Raw genomic sequence first — 19,545 nt, 5'->3', positions numbered from 1 at the left:
ACGGCGCTCACAGGGCTTCGCCCTCCTGACGGAACATCTGGCGGAAGTACAGGACGAGCACGGTGGCCATCAGCAGGACGGTGACCATCGACGCCGCGGAGCCGAGGTCGTAGCGCTGGTTCGACAGGGCGGTCTGGACGGCGTAGACGGGCAGGATGGTCGTGGCGTCTCCCGGTCCGCCGTTGGTCATGACCCAGATCTGCACGAACGCCTTGAAGGTCCAGATGACCTCCAGGGAGAGGACCAGCATGAAGATCGGGCGGATCATGGGGAGGGTGATGGCGCGGAAGATGCGACCGGCCGACGCGCCGTCGAGGCGGGCCGACTCGTACAGCTCCGCGGGGACGGTCGTCAGGGCCGAGTAGAGGGTGATGGCCGCGAACGGCACCGACTGCCAGACGATCAGCAGCACGAGGATCGTGAAGGCGGCGGGGCCGTGGGCGAACCAGGGGTAGCGCTCGAAGGAGCCGAAGCCGAGCTGCCCGAGCGTCCAGTTGACGATGCCGAACTCCGAGTGGAACAGCCACTGGAAGACGGTGGTGGCGGCGATGACGGGCATCGCCCAGGCCAGGACGAGGGCGCTGAGCACGGCTGTGCGCCACAGGCGTCCCAGTCGCTCGATGAGCAGGGCGACCAGGGTCGCGAGCAGCATGATCAGCACGACGTTCACCGCCATGAAGACGAAGGTGCGGCGTACGACCTGCCAGAAGCGCTCGTCCGTCAGCAGCGTCTCGTAGTTGCGCAGCCCCACGAACCGCGCGTCGCCCCGGATGAGTTGGCGGAGCTGGAAGTCCTGGAGCGAGATCAGCACCGCGCGGGCCAGGGGGTACAGCAGGAGGTACAGCATGCCCAGGACCGTGGGGGCGGCCAGCAGGTAGGGCCAGAGGCCCGCGCGGCCGCCGCGGCGCGCGGCGCCGCGTCCGGGCGATGCGGCGGACGGTGAAGGAGGGCGGGGCCGGGCGGGTGGCGCGCTGGACTCGCGGATGACCGACACGGTGCCGTTCTCCTCGGATGTGTCGTCGCTCGGGGCGGGTGGCGGGTGGCGGGTGGCGGGTGGCGGGTGGCGGGAGCCTTGCGGCCGGGGGTGTCGTGGCGGGGCAAGTGCCTTGGCGGGGCACGTGCCCTGGCCGGGCGGGAGTCTTGTGGCCGGGGGGCCGTGCCGGGCAAGTGCCCTGGCGGGGCACGTGCCTTGGCCGGGCGGGAGCCTTGTGGCCGGGGGATGTCGTGACGGGGCAGGTGTGCCCTGGCCGGGCGGGAGATGGCGACTCTGCCCTGCCGCGGCGAGGCAGGTGCCTTGTGGCCGGGGGTGCCGCGGCGAGGCGGGTGCCCTGGCCGGGTGGCTGTCGTGGCGGGCCGGCCGGACGGCGCGCTGTCCGGGCAGGGGGTCAGGAGCCGTTCATCGCGGTGGTGATCGCCGCGGAGGCCTCGGCCGCCTCCGCTCGCGCGTCGGCGCCGGTGAGGACCGCGGTCATGTAGTCCTTGATGGGGTTCTTCGCCTCGATGGCCGCCCAGCCGGGGGTGTTGGGCGTCGCCCTCCCGACGGCGGCGCCCGCCGCCATGGCCGAGGCGCCGGGGTCGGAGGCGACCGCGTCGGCGAGAGTGGTCTTGTTCGGCACGTAGCTCATGGCCGCGGCGAGTTTGCGCTGCCAGGCGTCACCGGTGAGTTCCTTGACGAAGGTGAAGGCGGCGTCCTGTTTGCCCGAGGCCGCCGGGATGACGAGGTCGGAACCGCCGATGAACACCGAGCCGGGGCGGTCGGCGGTCTTGCCCGGGATGGGGAAGAAGCCGAGCTTGCCCTTGAGTTCGGGGTTGTTCTCGGTGACCACGTTGGCCCCGCCGGGCGTGGAGATGATCTGCGCCACCTGCCCCTCGGCCATGACCTCCGCCTGCGGGGGCTCGGCCTCGTCGGAGTCCTTGGGGCCCTTGCCGAGGGACTGGAGCCGCTGGTAGAAGTCCATGCCGCGCAGCGCCTGCGGGGTGTCGAGCGCGCCCTTCCAGGTCGTGCCGGACCGGGTGGCCAGGTCGCCGCCCTCGTCCCAGATGAACCCGGCCAGGGCGTACCACATCTGTCCCGGCAGGTAGATGCCCTGTGTGCCGCCGGAGTCGAGCTTCTCCGTGGCGGTGATCCACTGCTCGCGCGTCCTGATCGAGGCGGCGTCCACGCCGGCCTTCTCGAACAGGTCGGTGCGGTAGATCACGACGCGGTTGGCGGCGTAGTACGGGATGCCGTACTGCCTGCCCTCGAACGCTCCGGGCTCGGCCAGTCCCTTGAGCCAGTCCTCGCCGCCGAGTTCGCCGATCCTGTCGCTGAGGTCGAGCAGGCCGCCGCTCTGCGCGTACTGGGCGACCTGGGTGTTGCCGGTCTCGATGACGTCCGGGGCGTCGTTGCTGGCGAGGGCGGCCGTGACCTTCTCACCGATGCCGTCCCACTCCTGGATCTGAACCTTCACGTCGATGTCCGGGTGAGCCGCCTCGAAGCCCGCGACGAACTCCTTCTGGAACTCGGCCGAGACGCTGTCGCGCATCAGCCAGACGTCGATGGCCGTGGCGTCGCCGGCGGAGTCACCGGACGAACCCGAGCCGTCGCCGCAGGCGCTGACGCCGGAGGCGATCACCAGTGCGGACAGTCCTGCAAGCATGCGGAGCTTCACGGTTCACCTCTGGAGGGAAGGCGCCACGGCACCTGTCCAGTTGGCCAACTGGTCAGGTGACCTCTCGTTGGTCGATGAAAATGGCATAGACCAATAGAGGCGTCAATCCCCCTTGCGGCACCGACTTTTCGGCGCGCATCCCCAGCGCGGAAAGCGGAAGCACCCCCGCCTCACTTGACCAGTGGACGCCGAGTGGTAAACAGTCCCCACAACGGATCGAGCACCACGGGCGTACGGCGGGGCGGGAGCGGTCGGGCATGAACGCGGGCGAGTCTGGGTCGGTACTCAAGCGGGAGCGGGTGCGTGACCACATCCTTCAGCTCATCGAGTCACTGCACCCGGGCGACGCGATTCCCTCCGAACGGTCGCTGTGCGCCACGCTGGAGGTCTCCCGCCCGACCCTGCGCGCGGCCGTGGACGAACTGGTGGCGGCGGGGCTCCTGGTGCGCGAGCACGGGCGCGGCATGTTCGTGGCCCCCGAGAAGATCACCCAGGAACTCGTCTCCGACTCCCACGGCATGATCCTGCCGCAGGCGTCCGGCACCTGGTCGAGCCGCCTGCTGGAGTTCGCCACCATCACGGCGGGCGCCCGGGTGGGCCGCAAACTGCGTCTGTCCCCCGCCGCCGACATCGTCTACGCGGCCCGCCTGCGCCTGGTCGACGGTGCCCCGATGGCCATCGAGCACCTGCACATCCCGGCGGAACTGGTCCCCCGGCTCACCGCCCGGGAGCTGGAAACGGGCGACCTGTACGAGCATTTGCGCGAGCGGCACCGGGTGCGGGTCAGCGAGGCGACGCAGACGATCGAGCCCACGGTCGTCAGCCAGGCCGAGGCCCGGCTCCTGGGCGTGCCGGAGCTGTCCCCCGCGCTCCTCTTCGAGCGCCACACCAGCGACACCCACGGCCGGCCCGTGGAGTACGTCCACTCGATCTACCGGGGCGACCGCTACCGGATCGTCTCCCGACTGAGCCTGGACGCGCCGCCGGCCTCACCGTCCACGCCCCGCGCGGAGGTCACGCCGGGGTGGCACCCGGTGTGATCGCGGGCGGGGTAACCGGGCTCTCAAGGCCCTGAGCTGCAGGGCTTGTTGATGGTGTGAAACCCGGAGGAGTGACCTCCGACGCAGCGGGTTGACGGTGATAGCATTCCGCCGTCTGCGACCTTGATCCACTTTTGCTCAGGGCCCTGAACCCCGAACGCGCTGAACTCCCCCCGTGTGCAGTGCGCTGGACGGGTTGCGGATTCTTGCGAGGCGTACCCCCGACGTCCGCATGTAACGCGCCGGGAAAGGTTTCCATGACTCAAGACGTGCTTCTTTGGTGCCTGGTTGCGATAGCGGTGACAGCCGTCGCCGCCGTCGTGGCACTCGTGCTCCGCAGCAGAGGCGTGACGAGGAGGAAGAAGGAGTCCGAGGCCGAGCTTCAGGCGCGGCTGCAGTACAGCCAGAACGAACTGGGTCGCTACCAGGCGGAACTGGCCAGGATCAGGAACGAGCAGGACGGGGTCATCCGCGAAGCGGAGCAGGCCGCCGAGGAGAACATCAAGGCGGTCCTCAAGGGTGCCGCACGCTTCCTGCAGAGCCTCGCTGCCGAGCAGACGACGCTGCTGGACGGGGTCCAGCGCGAGTACGGCGGCCACCCGGTCCTGACCGACCTGATGGACATCACGCACGCCAACGCCCAGATGGCCCGCAAGGCACAGGGCATCGCCGTCATGTGTGGCGCGCCGCTGGGCCGCCGCAACCAGCCGGCCAGCGTCTACGACGTCGTCCGCAGCGCGCAGAGCCAGATCCGCAACTTCCAGCGCGTGGAGATCATGCAGCCGAGCGGCATCGCGCTGAAGGCCTCCGCCGTCGCGCCGGTCGCCCTCGCCGTCGCCGAACTGCTCGACAACGCTGCCAGCTTCTCCCAGGCGGACGCCCCGATCGAGGTGACGTTCCGTCAGGTCCAGCAGAACCTGTGCATCATCATCGACGACGCCGGCGTCGGCATGAGCGACGAGGACCGGCAGCGGGCGAGCGCGCTGCTGTCCGGCGACGACGCCCCCCGGCTGTCCCAGCTGGGCACCCAGCCGAAGTTCGGCTTCCCGGTGATCGGCCTGATCGCCCGCCAGTACGGCTTCAAGGTGGACGTCACCGGTGTCTCCCGGTACGGCGGCGTACGGGCCGTCGTCCTGCTGCCCGAGGAGCTGTGGACCATGGAGGAGACGCCCGCGGCCCCGGAGACGGCGCCCGTGAGCAGCATCCGGCCCGTGCAGGGCCGCAACCCGGAGCGCACGGCCAACGGCCTGCCCAAGCGCGGGACCCGCATCGCGTCCGTCGGTGACACCTCCACGACGGACCAGCCGGCCCGACGCGCGGTGCGGCGCCGGGGTGCCGGCAGCCTGGGCGCTCTGCAGCGTGGCACCCAGACCGGGCGCGACGTGGCCTCCCTCGACACCCCCATGTCCGAAGGGTCCGACAACGCATGAGTACGACCGACCTGTCGTGGATGGTCCAGGACATCGTGACCAACGTGCCCAAGGCACGGCACGCCGTGGTGCTGTCGGCGGACGGCATACCGCGCGGTTCCACCGACGGCCTGACCCGCAACGACGTGGGAACCGTCTCCGCGGCCATGGCCGGGATGCAGTCCCTGAGCCGGGCCACCGCCCACTTCGCCGGCTCGTCGCCGGAGCGGGAGTGGATCCAGACCGTCATCGAGTTCCAGCACGGCTGGGTGTTCCTGATCGGGGCCGGGCAGGGGGCCTACCTGGCCGCCGCCGCTGAGCCCGACGTGGACATGGAGCAGCTGTCGTTCCGCATGAACCGGCTGGTCGCCCGACTGGGCAACAACCTCACGGCCCCGCCGCGGGTGATCCCCGCCGACGCGGACCGGGCCGGGGAGGACCCGCAGGCACAGCGTGCCGAGACGGGCAGGTCCGTCGCCGTCCTCGACCAGCTGGACCGGGCGGTGGCCTCGGTGCCGGGCGCCCTGCACGCGCTGCTGCTCGGCGCGGACGGTCTGCCGCGCGGCGCCAGCGCGGGGGTCGACAGGGATCTCGCGGACACGATCTCGGCGGCCATGACCGGCATCCACGCCTACAGCCGGGCGACCGCGCCCTTCGCGGGCGGTGAGCTGGACGACGAGTGGAGCCAGACGGTCATCGAGTTCCAGCACGGCTGGGTCTTCCTGATCGCCGCCGGTGAGGGCGCCTTTCTCGCGGCGGCCGCCGAACACGACTGCGACATCGAGGAGTTCGCCGCACGTCTGAGTGATGCGATGCCCGCGTCGCCGGGCGTGCCGGGAGAAAGGGCCAGCGATGCATGACGACCCGTCCGACGAGCTCGAACTGACGGCCCCGTTAGTCCCGTTCTTCGTCATGGCGAAGGGGCGCGTACTCCCGCGGGACAGCGAGTACGAGCACACCACCATGATCACCGCCCAGGACTCGGCGCTGGCCACGGTGCGCACCCTGGCTCCGGAGGCCCGCGCGGTCATCGACCTGCTCGCGAACGGATACCTCTCGGTCGCCGAGGTCGCCGCCCACACCCAGCTGCCCCTGGGCATCGTGCGCATCCTGCTCGCGCAGATGGCCGACGACGACCTGATCCATGTGCGCAATCCGGTGCCACATGCCGAACGCCATGACCCCGCCCTGCTCACCGCCGTGCTCCATGGCCTGGAGCGCATACGAACCGGAGCGTAAGTCCGTGTATCTGGATCCCAAGGTCTCCCGCTCCGTCAAGGTCCTGGTCGTGGGCCACTTCGCGGTGGGCAAGACCACGTACATCGGAAGCGTCTCCGAGATCGAGCCGCTGCAGACCGAGGAGGAGATCACCGAGGCCAGCGTGGGCTTCGACGACCTCTCCGAGACGCCCGACAAGACCACGACCACCGTGGCGATGGACTTCGGGCGTCTGACCCTGAGCGACGACCTGGTCCTCTACATCTTCGGAACTCCCGGGCAGGAACGCTTCAAGCAGATGTGGGAGGGCCTGTCGAGGGGAGCGCTGGGTGCGCTCGTCCTGGTCGACCCGGAGCGGCTGGAGGAGACCTTCCCCATCCTGGACCTGGTCGAGGCCTTCGGCCTGCCCTACGTCGTCGGCGTGAACACCTTCGACGGCAGGACCCAGTTCCCCCTGTCCGAGGTGTGCGAGGCCCTCAACCTCTCCGACGAGACACCGGTCATCGACTGCGACGTCCGCGACCAGGACTCCTCGATGGAGGCCCTCATCACGCTCGTGAAGCACCTCTTGTCCTCACTCGGCTAGGAGCCACCACCATGCAACAGCCCCTGGAGACATCCGGTGTACCTGCCGAATGCCCCGCGCACGGCAACATCCCGCTGTACGGCCCCGAGTTCGGCTCCGACCCCGAGCGCACCTACGACAAGCTGCGTTCGATGGGACACAGCGCCCCCGTGGACATCGCGCCGGGCGTCCAGGTCGAACTCGTGACCAGCTATGACGCGAGCCTGTACATCCTGCAGAACCCGCAGCTGTTCGTGCGCGACTCCCGTCGCTGGAACGCGCTGAACGAGGGGCGGGTCCCGGAGGACAGCCCGGCCCTGCCCATGATGGGCTATCGCCCCAACGCCCTGTTCAGTGACGGCGCGGCGCACGCCCGGCTGCGGCAGGCGGTCACGGAGAGCCTCGCCACCGTCGACCAGAGCCGGCTCATCAGGCTGACCCAGCAGTCGGCCGACTACCTGATCAGCCGTTTCAGCTCCGAACCCCTCGGCCAGGCCGAGCTGATGGCCGCGTACGCCCAGCCGCTGCCCCTGCTCGTCTTCGGCGACCTGTTCGGCTGCCCGCCCGAGATCGGCGACCGCGTCATCGCCGGGATCACCGGCATCTTCCAGGGCACCCCGGGCGCCGACGAGATCCTGGGCGGCGCGCTCGGCGAACTGATCGCCCTCAAGCGGCGCCAGCCCGGCGAGGACCTGACCACCCGGCTGATGGTGCATTCGGCCCGGCTGAGCGACGAGGAGGTGCTGCACCAGCTGGTGACCCTGCTCTCCGGCGGTACGGCTCCCCTGACGGCCGCGATCGGCACCAGCGCCGCGCTGTACCTCAGCGAGGACTGGCCGACCGGCCTGCCGGTCGAGGACGCGGTGGTGAAGACGCTGTGGAACTACGCCCCGATCGCCAACTACGCGGGGCACTACCCCACGCAGGACGTGGAGTTGGGAGACCGCACGCTGCGGGCGGGCGACCCGGTGCTGATCTCCTTCGCGGCGGCCAACAACGATCCCAAGCTCACCGCGCACCGTGAACAGCTCAGCCCCAAGGCCCATCTCGCGTTCGGCGCCGGTCCGCACGCGTGCCCGGCCAAGGACCCGGCGTTCATGATCGCTTCCACGGCCGTGGAGTCCCTGCTCAACCGGCTGCCCGACGTGGAGATGCGGGTCCCGTTCGGCGAACTGGCGTGGGTCGCGGCGCCGTGGAGCCGCTCGCTGGTCACCGTGCCCATCCGGTTCACCCCGCGGACGGTGGCGCAGCCGGTCACTTCGCGTCAGGCGCCGTCGTCGTCCGTCCAGGCGGCTGCTGCGCACACCGGTGTTCCTCAGCCACCCGCCGCCCACCGGGCCGCCCACGCCGCGCCGCGGCCGAAGGGCGGGCTCTTCAGCCGCTTCCGGGCCTGGATGAACGGCGAGTGACGCAAGGAACCAAGTGACGCAAGTAACCATATGAAACTACAGAGTTACTGTATGACTCAACTATCACTCGGGTACGGATAGCGGCTGGCAGAAAGGAGCCGCTACCGTGGGAAGTGTCACGACTCCGTCTACGGACCGTCGGGCCACCATCTCCCTGTTCTCCCGTCTCAGGACGGCTGAGGGACAGGCCGACCCCTTCCCCTTCTACGCAGAGCTCAGGGCGCGTGGCGCTGTCAGCCCCGCGCCCTGGGGTGGTTTTCTCGTCACCGGCTACAGCACGTGTGAACAGGTGCTGCGCAACGGCGTCTGGCTCGAACCGGACGCCCGGTGGCGGGAGCAGCAGGGCGCACGCACCCGCTGGAGCGCCCCTTCGTCCCGGGAGATCAGCCGTACGCTGCCGGCCCTCAACCCCCCGGAGCACACGCGTGTGCGCCGGTCGGCCGGCGGCTTCGACCGCAGCACCATCGACCGGATCGGCCTGCGGGTGTCCGGCGTCGTCGACCGGCTGCTGGACACCCTGCACGAGCGGCTGCGCTCGGGCGAGGCCGACTTCTCGGAGCTGGTGAGCGAGGAGCTGCCCGTCGCGACCGTCGGCGACTGGCTCGGTCTGCCCAGCGCCGACTGGCCCCGGCTGCGCGAACTGACCCACGAGCAGGTCTTCACCCAGGAGCTGCTCCCCAACGCCAGCCAGCTCGCCCGCTCCGACGCCGCCATGGCCGAACTGCGGGCATACTTCCTGGACTTGGTACGAGCCCGGCGCAGACGCCCCGGCGACGACCCCGTCTCCCGGTGGATCGCCACCTGGGACGAACTCGAACCGGATCAGGACAAGGCCGACGAAGCCGTCTACTTCCTCGCCCTGTTCGTCCTGCTGGCGGCCCTGGAGACCACCGCGACGCTGCTGACGTCCATGACGCTCCGGCTCGTCGAGGACCCCGGCCGCTGGGACCGGCTCGTCCGGCAGCCGGACCTCGTGCCCGCGTTCGTCGAGGAGTCCCTGCGCTACGACCCGCCCACGCACGTCATCAGCCGGGTCGCCGCGCAGGACACGCTGCTGGCGGACACCGAGGTCGCCGCCGGCGAGATGGTCCACCTCATGGTGGGCGCCGCCCACCGTGATCCTGCCCGGTTTCCGGACCCCGACACCTTCGACATGCTCCGCAACCCCTCCCACCTGGCCTTCAGCTTCGGCATCCACTACTGCCTCGGAGCGCCCCTGGCCCGGCTGGAAGCACAGACCCTGCTTCGCCACATGATCACCCGCCTGCCGAGGCTCACCCTGGTCCGCCGCCCCGCGGCGGCACCCCGGGTGGCGTTCCGGCGCCTGCTGAACCTGGATGTAGCACTCGCATGAACCCCCTGCGCACCCCCGCCACCGTGTCCGCCCCCGCCCCCGCCTCCACCGACGCCGCGGTCCCCTTCGGAACGGTGCCGCCGCCCGCTCCCCTGCTGCTCGACAGGAACGGCCCCGTCCTCCATGTCGGGCTCAACCCCACCGCTCAGGACGACGTGCTGAGCACGGCGGTCCTGGACGCGCTGATCAACGTCCTCGACGACCTCCACGACCAGCCCGACGTCCGTGTCCTGGTGCTCTCCTCCCTGGGCGACGACTTCTGCCTGGGGGCCGACAGACGGGAGTACCAGGACGCCCTGGACGCCGACCCCACCGGCAGCACGCTGGTGCGCATCGCGGACAAGGCCCATCGCCTGTGCCAGGCAGTGGAGAACACCCATGCCGTCACCATCGCCCGGCTGCACGGCAAGGTCGTGGGCGCGGGGCTGGCACTGGCCGCCTACTGCGACCTGCGCGCCGGGGCGGACACCTGCCGGTTCCGCATGCCCGAGGTCGGCCTCGGTCTCGCCCCCGCCTGGGGCGGCGCCATGGGCCGGCTGATAGCGGAAGCGGGTGCCGCCCGGATCCGCGAACTCATGCTGACCTGCGAGACCTTCGACGCCACCACCGCCCACCGCCTCGGCCTGCTGCACAAGGTCGCCCCGCTCGACACCCTGGACGAGGCCGTCGCCGCCTGGACCAAGCCCCTCACCCGCCGCTCCCCACAGGCCCTGCTGCTGACCAAACGCATGCTCACCGGCTACGCCAAGGCCGCCCGCACGGCCGACACCGCCCTGCTGGACTCCCACCTGCTGGCCGCCCAGCTCTCCGGGCCCCGCTAGCGGGCACCCGGCATTCGGGCCCGGCGTGCCACGCCGGGCCCGAGGTACCGGTCCGCCGGATCCTGGGAGTGACAGGGCCACCCTGGGCCCTCGTACCGGCGGCGGTCCCCGGCGAGGATGGGGTGATGCACCACCTCGTGACACTCGGAGAGTTCCTCAGGGCCGCCCGGGCACGCCTCGAACCCGCCGACGCCGGATTCCCGGCCACGGCGCGACGGCGCGTCGCGGGGCTGCGGCGTGAGGAACTCGCCCAACTGGCCGGAGTGAGCGTCGACTACTACACGCGCCTGGAACAGGGCCGCAGCCGCAGCGCGTCGCGTGCCGTCCTGGACTCCCTGGCCTCGGCGCTCCGCCTGGACGATGCCGAACGAGTCCACCTGTTCGACCTCGCGGCCCGGCCGGAGCGGGTGCACCGCCCGTCCTCCCCGCGTCGACAGCGTGTCGCCCCCGTCGTGGAGCAGGTGCTGGCCCGGCTCGACGCCGCGTACTGCCCGGCGTTCGTGCTGGGCCGGCGCACGGACGTACTCGCCGGCAACCGCCTGGCGACGGCGCTGACCACGGACTTCGCGGCGCTGCCGGAGCACGAGCGCAACCAGGCCCGGTTCGTCTTCCTCGACCCCTACGCGCGGGAGCTGTACGCCGACTGGGAGGGCGTGGCGGCGGACACCGCGGCGATGCTCCGGATGGACGCCGGTCGGCACGGCGCCGACCCGGAGCTGAGTGAGCTGGTCGGGGACCTGTCCCGGCAGAGCCCGGTCTTCCGCCGCCTGTGGGCGGATCAGCGGGTGACCGAGCGCACCGAGGGGACCAAGACGTACCACCACCCGGTCGTCGGAGAGCTCACGGTCACCTACCAGGCGCTGTCGGTGGCGGGCGAGGAGGACCAGACCCTGTTCGTCTACACGGCTCCCGACGGCACGGCGGACGACACCGCACTGCGACTGCTGGCGACCTGGGCCCCGTCCCCGGCCTCCCCCGACTGAGGGGCGCTCACCGTACGACGGAGGTCACACGGCTACGGCGACCAGCACGCTGCCTGCTGCCGAGGCGACCCCCGAACGCCTCCTCCCGCCGTCCGGAGGCCGCCGGTCAGCCGCTCGTGAACCGCCAGGCACCGTGCTCCACCCGGTAGACGGCGAAGCCTGACTCCGTGCGCAGGTGGCGGGCACCTTCCGGTGCCCTCACCGCGCCGGGGTCCGCCACGGGCACGTGGACCTCCGCGACGGCGCCCACCGGGACCCGCACATCCATCCGGAAGACCGTCCCCTGCTGCGACCAGGCCACACCGGCGGTACCCCGTACGGTGCGGATCGAGGTCCGCGCCCGGTCGACACCGGTCCGGGCGTCGGGCCGCACCGTGAACGTGGCGTAGCCGGCGTCGCCCGGGCGCAGTCCCGCCACGTTCTCGTACAGCCACTGGGCCACGGTGCCCTGGAAGTAGTGGTCGCGGGAGCGGGAGTCGAGCGGCCACATCTCCCACATGGTGTCCGCGCCGTTCTCGTGCCAGTAGCCCCAGCCCGGGTAGGTGCGCTGGGTCGCGATCGCGTGCGCCAGGTCCGGCCGGCCCTCCTGGCACAGCACGCGCAGCAGCACGCTGGTCCCCAGCGCCCCGGTGTTGAGGTGGTTGCCGCGGGCCTCGACGTCCCGCACCAGGCTGGCGAAGACCGAGGCGCGGGCGTGATCCGGGACGAGGCCGAAGGCCAGGGGGATCGCGTTGCTGGTCTGCCGGTATCCCGGATCCTTGGCCGTGCGGTAGTGGCCCTCCGGTCCCAGGAACTCCGCGTTGAGTGCGTCCTTGAGCTTCCCGGCGGCCTGCCGGTAGCGCGTCACCACGTCGTCGAAGCCGAGGACCTCGCCCATCTCGGCCGTGTCCAGCAGCGCCCGGTGGAGGTAGGCGGTGGCGGTCAGCCGGGTGTCCTCGGGCGGGTTGCCGCCGTAGCCGGGCGGCAGGTAGTCGCCCAGGGCCGTGACGGCGAGACCGTCACGCAGCCGGGACAGTTCCCAGTCGAGGTAGCGGGTGAGCGTCTTCCAGTACTCGCGCGCCGCCCGCTCGTCGCCGTACACCCGGTACAGCTCCCGGATCACGAACGGGTACACGGTCGTCCACTCCGGTGAGGGACCCAGTTCGCCGTAGCCCCAGCCGCCGCTCGGCACGATGACGGGGAGCTGGCCGTCGTCCGTCTGGCTGTCGGCGAGGTCCCCCAGCCACTTGGCGAGCATGCGGTGCATGTCGAAGGCGTAGGTCATCACGGGGGTGCCGAGCTGGGCGTCGCCGGTCCAGCCGTTCTTCTCGTACATGGGGGTGTCGGTGGGGATGCCGTGCATGTTGTTCAGCACGGTCCGCCGCATGGCCTGGTCGAGCCACTCGTAGAAGGGTTCCGAGCAGGCGAAGGAGCTGACCTCCTCCAGCGGGGTGTGGATCAGCCGCCCCGTGATCTGCCGCGGCTCGGGGGCGGTGGGCAGGCCGCTGATCTGGACGTAGCGGAAGCCCTTGTACGAGAAGGAGGGCTCCCAGCTCTCCTCCGGGCGGCCGGCGCAGATGTACTCGTCGCGCTGGAAGCGCCCGGGCACGTGGGAGGTCTCGGCCGAGACGGTTCCGTCGGCCTTCAGCTTCTCTCCGTAGGTCAGTTGCAGGCGGGTGCCCGCGGGGAGGTCCGCCACGGTGATCCGGACCCAGCCCGCCATGGTCCGGCCCATGTCCACCAGGTGCACACCGTCGGCCGGTCGGCTGATCTTCTCGGGCCGGAAGGAGTCGATGACCTCGATTGCGTCGTGGGGCTGTGCGCGCAGGCGCCCCTTCGGCCCGCTCTGGATCCGGGCCGGCCGCCAGGAGGAGTCGTCGAAGCCGGGCCGGGTCCAGTCACCCGGTTCGCGTCGGGCGTCGTAGGTCTCCCCGGCGTAGAGGGAGTTGGAGAGAGTGGGCCCCTCGGTGATGCGCCACCGGTCGTCGGTGACGAGTGCGGTGCGGCTCCCGTCGGGATGGTCGACTTCCAGCCGGGCGATGAGACGCGGCTCGGAGTGCCAGGGCGTGCGGTGCCAGTTCCAGACGTTCGGGGTCGTCATGCCGAAGAACCCGCGGCCCAGCGTGACACCGATGGCGTTGCCGCCCCGGCGCAGCAGGTCGGTGACGTCGTGGACGGCGTACAGCGCGGTCTCGTCGTAGTCGGTGAATCCGGGGTCGAGGACCTGCCGCCCCACGCGCCGGCCGTTGATCTCCGCCTCGTAGTAGGCGAGGCCACTGATGTAGAGGCGGGCCCGGCTGATCGGGCGCGGCACGTCGAACTCCCTGCGCAGCAGGGGTGCGGGCAGCTCGGGCAGGCTGACGCTCACACCGGTGCCCCAGGGGCCCTGGCCGTAGGGGGCGAGCGCCACCGCGGGAGACCAGGAGGAGTCGTCGAAGCCGGCTTCCTGCCAGTGCTGCTGCTCCGTGTCCGTGGTGCGCCACTCCGCGTCGCTGCGGAGTTCATGGGTGCGTCCCGACGAGGTCCGCACGTGCAGGCGGACCAGGAGGCCCGCGGGGTTGACCGAGGCACCGGCGCGATTCGTGGCCGCGACGGCGAGCACCACGCCGGTGCCGGTGCCCATGCCGTCCTTCACCAGCTCGGTGACGTCGGCCGTGCGCCCGGTGCGCCAGCCGTCCTGCTGCTGAGGGGCTTCGAGAGCCCGGCGGCCGTTGAGGTGGAGCGTGAAGTCGTCGTCGGCGGTCGCGACGAGCGTCGCCTCGACGACGTCGGTGCCGTCGGGCATGTCCAGCCGGCCCCGGAACCACCGGGTGCCCTCGGGGGCGTCCTGGGTGCTCGCTCCGGGGGCCCAGATCCACGTCGATCCCGTGAAGTCGAGAGACGCCGGGGTGTCCGCGCCGATCCAGCGGGCGCCCCACTCCTCGGGTGACAACGTTGTCTCGAACCAGCGGGGTTCGCTCCAGGCCGAGGGCCGGTCCTGCTCGTCCCAGACTCTGACCCGCCAGCCGTACCGGGTGCGCGGCTCCAGGGCCGGACCGCCGTAGGGGACGCCTCCGGCCCCGTCCGCGCCCCGCACCTTCCCCGAGTCCCAGACGAGGGACCCGCTCCCCCACCCCTGCCCTTCGGCCTTCACCTGCACGCGGTAGGCGGTCTGTCCGGCGCCGTGACCTGCGGACGTGGATTCCCAGGCGAGCCGGGGGCGGGCGACGTCGGTTCCGAGGAGGTTCGGCTTGTGTTCCACCGTCGTACGGGTGACGCGAAGGCCGGTGGCACCTTCGCCGGTGCGGGGCGGGCCCGCCGGGGGCGCCGCGGAGGACGTCCCGGCGGACAGGGCGGACAGGCCCGCTCCCACGGTTCCCGCGGTGGCGCTCAGGAAGGCCCTGCGGTTCCAACTTCCGGGCATGTCGACTCCCTTGTCGCTGCGGCTGGATGAGGACAGACGGATTGAAACGATTCAATCGCCTGCCTTGAATCCTATGGGCGGGTCACGCCCGGCTACAAGGTGTCTGCAGAAGGGCCGTGGGAGGGCCTGCGGGATCGGCGACGCCCTGCCCCCTTCGGCGGCGCGACACTCGGCGGCGCGGTGCGCGGCCCCGCGGTCGGGGCCGGGCGTCGGCCACGTTTCAGTTCGCCGGGTCCGGGGCGAGGTCGATCGTGGCCGTGACGCGCTTGCCCACCGGTTCGCGGTGGACCTCCAGGCTCCGGCAGACCGCCCTGACGATCTCCAGTCCGTGCTGGCCGACGCGGACGGGGTCGGCGCCCCGGACCACCGGCAGGTGCGGTTCGGTGTCCCACACGGTCACCGAGACGGCACCGTCGTGGGCCTCCAGCGTGAGCAACGACGGCCCCGGAGCGTACTTGCGGGTGTTGGTCACCAGCTCGCTCACCACCAGTTGCACGATGTTCAGCGCTCGCTCGGGCACCGGCACCCCGTGCTCCGCCTGCAGATCCCGCAGGAACAGCCCTGCGTGATCGCGAGCTCGCGCGATCGCCTCCGTGCCCTCGAACGCGGCCGTCCGCACCATCGACACCTCCGACAGCGCCCGGCCCTCATCGTCAGCAGCCTGCTTCATAAGCCGCCCCGCACCTACGTCCTTCGTCTCGCGCCAGTCCGATTACCTTACGAATTCCATCACAGGCGCGGTCCATGCCCTCCCGGGCGGGCGTAAGCACCGGGGCTGAGGTTCCCGCACAGGGGGCACTCGGGAAAGGAATGCGGGACAGGCGTGTCCCGCGATCAGCGAGGAGGCAAGGGCGTGGCAGAGCCGGAGCGGGCCGAGAGCGTCGGCCCATGGTCCCCCGAGGTGGTCGACTCCGCGCTGCCGGCGGCGCTGGCCGCCATCGGGGCGGGGGCGTACGTCGTGGACGACAAGGGGTGCATCCTTGCGGTCAATGCCCGGGCCGAACAGCTCCTGGGCCGGCCCGCCCGGGGCCTGGTCGGCCAGGACGCGCACGACCTGCTGCATCGCGACGCCCGCGGCCACACCCTGCCGACCAGCCGGTGCAGCATGCGGCAGGCGTTCCACGCCCGGCGCACGGAGCAGGCAGGCGGGGAGTGGTTCGCCAGGGGCGACGGCTCTCTGCTGCCCGTGTCGTGGCTGATCACCCCCTTCGACACCGGTCACCCCGAGCCCGCCACGCTCGTCGTCTTCCACAGCGACCAGCAGGCCCGGGACACCGGTCCCCTGCCGGAGCCGGCGGCCGAGCCGCTGACCGAGCTGGAGCGTCTGGCCCTGCTGGCGGAGACGACGACGCGGCTCACCTCGACCCTGGACGTCGACGAGACGCTGCGCCGGCTCGTGGCGCTGGTCCTGCCGCGGCTGGCGGACTGGGCGGTCGTCGATCTGATCACCGAGCGTGACGAGGTCTGGCGCAGCGTCGTGGTGCACGCCGACGGCGGGGCACTGGTGTCGCACCCGGAGCTCCAGGGGCCGATGCCCCCGGTGCCCGAAGAGTCCCCGATGCCGCTGTCCAGAGCGTTGCGCGGGGTGGCGTCCACCCTCGCGGGACCCAGGACGTACCAGCGGGAACCGGACTCCGGCATCGCGGTCGAGCAGCGGCGTCTGTTCAAGGCGACCGGCATCCACTCCGCGGCCATCGTGCCCATCCGGAGCACCCGCGAGGTCCTCGGGGCCCTGACGCTCGGCCGCGCCGACAAGGAGGGCGACTACACGGATGCGGACCTCCCGCTGATCGAGGACATCGCCCGCAGGGCCGCGCTCGCCCTGGACAACGCCCGGCTCTACCAGCGGCAGCGCAAGGTCGCCGAGACCATGCAGAACCACCTGCTGCCCCAGTTGCCGCGCCTGCCCGGGCTGAAGATGGTCGCCCGCTACCTGCCCGCGCCCGACGCCTCGCAGGTCGGGGGCGACTGGTACGACGCCTTCCGTCTGCCGGACGGGGCCACCGCGCTGGCCGTCGGCGACGTCGTCGGTCACGACCTGGAGGCGGCGGCCGGCATGGCGCAGGTGCGCAACATGCTCCGCGCCTACGCCTGGTCCCACCAGGAACCCCCCAGCCGGATCGTCGACCGGCTCGACGAGGCGGTGACGCACATCACCAGCGTGCCCATGGCCACGATGATCTTCGCGCGCCTCGAAGCGAAGGAGAGCGGTCACTGGGAGCTGTGCTGGACCAATGCCGGGCACCCGCCGCCCCTGCTGATCAGCCGCGACGGCCTCACCCGCTACCTCCAGGACGGCCACGGCATCCTGCTGGGCACGGGAGCCGGCAAGGCCCGCCCCGACGCCACCACCGTGCTGCCGCCCGGGTCGACGCTCCTGCTGTACACCGACGGGCTCATCGAGGCGATCGGGCATTCCCTGGACGAGGGGCTGGAGCGGCTGCGCCAGCACGCGGCCGCGCTCGTCCATCGCCCGATGGCCTCCTTCACCGACGAACTCCTGCGCCGCGTCCGCCCCACCGAGAACGACGACGACGTCGCCCTGCTCGTGCTGCGGACACCGGCCGAGCGCGGGGCGCAGTAGGGACCGGTCCGCCGATCCCCTCTCCTGACGGCGAGCCCGAAGACGAGCCCCCCCGGCGAGCTCGTCCGGAGCCCGCCAGGAGCCCGTCCGGCGAGCTCGCCCGGAGCCCGTCCGGCGAGCCCGACGGCGACGGCAGACCCGGAATGCATCACCTCCCGTCGTAGTTGACACGTCAACCGGAGCAGGAGATAGTTGAACCGTCAACCATATGGAGAGGGCGCATCATGACAGACCTCGTACTCGGCCTCGACACCTTCGGCGACGTTCCGCAGGACGCCGGCGTACCCCTCTCGCACGCGGCCGCCGTCCGGCAGGTCGTGGAGGAGGCCGTGATCGCCGACGAGCTGGGCGTCGACGTCATCGCCGTCGGCGAGCACCACCGTCCGGAGTACTCGATCTCCGCCCCGGAGACCGTCCTGGCGGGCATCGCCGCCCGCACCTCGCGGATCAAGCTCGCCTCCGGTGTGACGGTGCTCAGCTCGGACGATCCCGTGCGGGTCTTCCAGCGGTTCGCCACGGTGGACGCGATCTCGAACGGCCGCGCCCAGGTGATCCTCGGCCGCGGCTCGTTCACCGAGTCCTTCCCGCTGTTCGGCTACGACCTGAGCGACTACGACGTCCTCTTCGAGGAGAAGCTCGACCTGTTCGTCAAGCTGCTCGACGAGAAGCCCGTCACCTGGAGCGGCACCACCCGTGCCGCCCTGGAGAACGCCGACGTCTTCCCCAAGACCGAGTCCGGCCGACTGGACACCTGGGTCGGCGTCGGCGGCTCCCCCCAGTCGGTGGTGCGCACCGCACGGCACGGGCTGCCCCTCATGCTCGCGATCATCGGCGGCTCCCCCGCGCGCTTCGGCCCCTACATCGAGCTCTACCAGCGGGCCGCCGAGAAGTTCGGCACCGTCGCGCACCCCGTCGGCATGCACTCCCCCGGGTTCGTGGCCGACACCGACGAGGAGGCCAGGGAAGTGTTCTACCCGTCGTACAAGGTGATGCGGGACCGTATCGGCGCAGAACGCGGGTGGCCCCCGCTGCGCCGGGAGGAGTTCGACGCCGAGGTCGAGCACGGCTCGCTGTACATCGGCTCTCCGGAGACCGTCGCGCGGAAGATCGCGGGCGCGGTGCAGACGCTCGGCGTCGGGCGCTTCGACATGATCTACACCTTCGGGGCCCAGCCGGTCGCCGCCCGTACACGGGCCGTCGAACTGTTCGGCGCGAAGGTGGCGCCCATGGTCCGCGACATCCTGGCGGGCTGAGCCATGACCACCATCGGCATCCTGGGCGCCGGCAAGGTCGGGACCGTGCTCGCCAGGCTCGCCCTCGCCGCGGGCCATGACGTGCTGGTCGCCGGTTCCGGCGACCCGGAGAAGATCGCACTCGTCGTCGAGATCGTCACGCCCGGCGCGGTCGCGGTGACCGCGGCCGAGGCCGCGCGGCGCGCCGACGTCGTCGTGCTGGCCCTGCCGCTCGGCAAGCACCGGTCCCTGCCCGTCGAGGCACTGCGCGGCAAGCTCGTGGTCGACGCCATGAACTACTGGTGGGAGGTGGACGGCGTCCGCGAGGACCTGACCGACCCGCGCACCTCCTCCAGCGAGATCGTGCAGGCGTTCCTGCCGCAGTCCCGTGTCGTGAAGGCGTTCAACCACATGGGCTACCACGATCTGGAGGAGGGCGCCCGCCCGGCGGGCGCCCCGGGCCGCAAGGCGATCGCGATCGCCGGGGACGGCGAGGACGACGTCGCCGCGGTCGCGGCGCTCGTGGACGCCCTCGGCTTCGACCCGGTCGTCGCCGGGCCGCTGGCGGAAGGCGTGCGCATGCAGCCCGGCACCGAGCTCTTCGGCGCCAACACCGACGCCGCCGGGATCCGCGCGATGCTCGACCGGTTCCCCGACACCGACGCCGGGCGGCTCGTCGCCGAGGTCCGCGACGCCGTCGGGTGAGCGCCCGCGCCGTCGGGTGAGCGCCCGCGCCGTCGGGTGAACGCCCGCGCCGTCGGCCGGCGCGGGGCCGTCGGGTGAGCGGCGGCGCGTCGGACGGGCGGCGGCGCGTGATGGGCGGCGTGTAACGGTCCGGTGGAGCCCGCCTTCGCGAGAGCGGAGGCGGGCCTCGTCGCTTGTCGGTGACCCTGGTCC

Annotated in this window: 16 protein-coding genes; 12 read left to right on the top strand and 4 right to left on the bottom strand. The window is 71.5% G+C overall.

From position 1 onward, the window contains the following. Positions 1–7: 7 nt before the first annotated feature. Entirely contained in the window at positions 8–994 is a 987-nt protein-coding gene (locus ACIGAQ_RS28365; protein WP_399787596.1) for a carbohydrate ABC transporter permease, read from the bottom strand. 391 nt (positions 995–1,385) lie between these two features. After that, a complete protein-coding gene (locus ACIGAQ_RS28360) occupies positions 1,386–2,639 on the bottom strand; it encodes an extracellular solute-binding protein (protein WP_399787593.1) in 1,254 nt (417 codons plus the stop codon). A gap of 269 nt (positions 2,640–2,908) precedes the next feature. Between ACIGAQ_RS28360 and ACIGAQ_RS28355 the strand changes: the two genes are divergently transcribed. The 9 genes from ACIGAQ_RS28355 (at position 2,909) to ACIGAQ_RS28315 (ending at position 11,450) form a co-directional block, all read left to right on the top strand. After that, the gene (locus tag ACIGAQ_RS28355; RefSeq protein WP_362280191.1) at positions 2,909–3,691 is read left to right on the top strand and encodes a GntR family transcriptional regulator; all 783 of its coding nucleotides are present in this window, start codon (positions 2,909–2,911) and stop codon (positions 3,689–3,691) included. A 257-nt stretch (positions 3,692–3,948) separates the two neighbouring features. Beyond that, positions 3,949–5,121: an ATP-binding protein gene (locus ACIGAQ_RS28350; RefSeq protein ID WP_311678561.1), complete on the top strand. Its 1,173-nt coding sequence runs from the start codon at positions 3,949–3,951 to the stop codon at positions 5,119–5,121. 20 nt (positions 5,122–5,141) lie between these two features. Continuing rightward, positions 5,142–5,960: a roadblock/LC7 domain-containing protein gene (locus ACIGAQ_RS28345; protein ID WP_399788435.1), complete on the top strand. Its 819-nt coding sequence runs from the start codon at positions 5,142–5,144 to the stop codon at positions 5,958–5,960. After that, complete coding sequence (locus tag ACIGAQ_RS28340) at positions 5,953–6,339, top strand: DUF742 domain-containing protein (protein WP_094053997.1); 387 nt, start codon at positions 5,953–5,955, stop codon at positions 6,337–6,339. Before ACIGAQ_RS28345 ends, ACIGAQ_RS28340 begins: the two co-directional genes overlap by 8 nt. Before the next feature lie 4 nt (positions 6,340–6,343). Next, on the top strand, positions 6,344–6,904 hold the full coding sequence (locus ACIGAQ_RS28335; protein ID WP_311678564.1) for an ATP/GTP-binding protein: 561 nt from the start codon (positions 6,344–6,346) through the stop codon (positions 6,902–6,904). An 11-nt stretch (positions 6,905–6,915) separates the two neighbouring features. Next, a complete protein-coding gene (locus ACIGAQ_RS28330; RefSeq protein WP_311678566.1) occupies positions 6,916–8,292 on the top strand; it encodes a cytochrome P450 in 1,377 nt (458 codons plus the stop codon). Positions 8,293–8,398: 106 nt separating this feature from the next. Further along, the gene (locus tag ACIGAQ_RS28325; protein WP_362280180.1) at positions 8,399–9,646 is read left to right on the top strand and encodes a cytochrome P450; all 1,248 of its coding nucleotides are present in this window, start codon (positions 8,399–8,401) and stop codon (positions 9,644–9,646) included. Then, positions 9,643–10,467 carry an enoyl-CoA hydratase/isomerase family protein gene (locus ACIGAQ_RS28320; RefSeq protein WP_362280177.1) on the top strand — a complete coding sequence of 275 codons (825 nt, stop codon included), beginning with the start codon at positions 9,643–9,645 and terminating at the stop codon, positions 10,465–10,467. The genes ACIGAQ_RS28325 and ACIGAQ_RS28320 overlap by 4 nt, the downstream gene beginning before the upstream one ends. Before the next feature lie 125 nt (positions 10,468–10,592). After that, on the top strand, positions 10,593–11,450 hold the full coding sequence (locus tag ACIGAQ_RS28315) for a helix-turn-helix transcriptional regulator (RefSeq protein ID WP_399787585.1): 858 nt from the start codon (positions 10,593–10,595) through the stop codon (positions 11,448–11,450). A 106-nt stretch (positions 11,451–11,556) separates the two neighbouring features. On the opposite strand, the gene ACIGAQ_RS28310 is transcribed toward ACIGAQ_RS28315, so the two are convergent. Together ACIGAQ_RS28310 and ACIGAQ_RS28305 are read right to left on the bottom strand one after the other, a co-directional pair. Further along, positions 11,557–14,832, bottom strand: a complete 3,276-nt coding sequence (locus tag ACIGAQ_RS28310) for a family 78 glycoside hydrolase catalytic domain (RefSeq protein WP_399787583.1) — start codon at positions 14,830–14,832, stop codon at positions 11,557–11,559. Positions 14,833–15,052: 220 nt separating this feature from the next. Further along, positions 15,053–15,502: an ATP-binding protein gene (locus ACIGAQ_RS28305; RefSeq protein ID WP_399787580.1), complete on the bottom strand. Its 450-nt coding sequence runs from the start codon at positions 15,500–15,502 to the stop codon at positions 15,053–15,055. Between the two features lie 183 nt (positions 15,503–15,685). On the opposite strand from ACIGAQ_RS28305, the gene ACIGAQ_RS28300 reads away from it, so the two are divergent. The 3 genes from ACIGAQ_RS28300 to ACIGAQ_RS28290 all read left to right on the top strand — a co-directional run bounded on the left by ACIGAQ_RS28300 (position 15,686) and on the right by ACIGAQ_RS28290 (position 19,353). After that, a complete protein-coding gene (locus tag ACIGAQ_RS28300) occupies positions 15,686–17,416 on the top strand; it encodes a SpoIIE family protein phosphatase (protein ID WP_399787577.1) in 1,731 nt (576 codons plus the stop codon). A gap of 224 nt (positions 17,417–17,640) precedes the next feature. Continuing rightward, positions 17,641–18,669, top strand: a complete 1,029-nt coding sequence (locus ACIGAQ_RS28295; RefSeq protein WP_362280165.1) for an LLM class flavin-dependent oxidoreductase — start codon at positions 17,641–17,643, stop codon at positions 18,667–18,669. Between the two features lie 3 nt (positions 18,670–18,672). After that, positions 18,673–19,353: an NAD(P)-binding domain-containing protein gene (locus ACIGAQ_RS28290; RefSeq protein ID WP_311678577.1), complete on the top strand. Its 681-nt coding sequence runs from the start codon at positions 18,673–18,675 to the stop codon at positions 19,351–19,353. The last annotated feature ends 192 nt before the right edge of the window (positions 19,354–19,545 follow it).

Origin of the sequence: Streptomyces sp. NPDC085932, assembly GCF_044540525.1 — a bacterium.
GTDB lineage: Bacteria > Actinomycetota > Actinomycetes > Streptomycetales > Streptomycetaceae > Streptomyces > Streptomyces levis.
The sequence above is the reverse complement of the archived record's forward strand: the minus strand, read 5'-3'. Positions and strand labels throughout refer to the sequence as shown.

Excerpts from the sequence above, each read along its gene's own strand:
- ACIGAQ_RS28360 (WP_399787593.1), bottom strand. The coding sequence starts at position 2,639 with ATGCTTGCAGGACTGTCCGCACTGGTGATCGCCTCCGGCGTCAGCGCC.
- ACIGAQ_RS28355 (WP_362280191.1), top strand. The coding sequence starts at position 2,909 with ATGAACGCGGGCGAGTCTGGGTCGGTACTCAAGCGGGAGCGGGTGCGT.
- ACIGAQ_RS28350 (WP_311678561.1), top strand. The coding sequence starts at position 3,949 with ATGACTCAAGACGTGCTTCTTTGGTGCCTGGTTGCGATAGCGGTGACA.
- ACIGAQ_RS28345 (WP_399788435.1), top strand. The coding sequence starts at position 5,142 with ATGGTCCAGGACATCGTGACCAACGTGCCCAAGGCACGGCACGCCGTG.
- ACIGAQ_RS28340 (WP_094053997.1), top strand. The coding sequence starts at position 5,953 with ATGCATGACGACCCGTCCGACGAGCTCGAACTGACGGCCCCGTTAGTC.
- ACIGAQ_RS28330 (WP_311678566.1), top strand. The coding sequence starts at position 6,916 with ATGCAACAGCCCCTGGAGACATCCGGTGTACCTGCCGAATGCCCCGCG.
- ACIGAQ_RS28320 (WP_362280177.1), top strand. The coding sequence starts at position 9,643 with ATGAACCCCCTGCGCACCCCCGCCACCGTGTCCGCCCCCGCCCCCGCC.
- ACIGAQ_RS28315 (WP_399787585.1), top strand. The coding sequence starts at position 10,593 with ATGCACCACCTCGTGACACTCGGAGAGTTCCTCAGGGCCGCCCGGGCA.
- ACIGAQ_RS28310 (WP_399787583.1), bottom strand. The coding sequence starts at position 14,832 with ATGCCCGGAAGTTGGAACCGCAGGGCCTTCCTGAGCGCCACCGCGGGA.
- ACIGAQ_RS28305 (WP_399787580.1), bottom strand. The coding sequence starts at position 15,502 with ATGAAGCAGGCTGCTGACGATGAGGGCCGGGCGCTGTCGGAGGTGTCG.
- ACIGAQ_RS28295 (WP_362280165.1), top strand. The coding sequence starts at position 17,641 with ATGACAGACCTCGTACTCGGCCTCGACACCTTCGGCGACGTTCCGCAG.
- ACIGAQ_RS28290 (WP_311678577.1), top strand. The coding sequence starts at position 18,673 with ATGACCACCATCGGCATCCTGGGCGCCGGCAAGGTCGGGACCGTGCTC.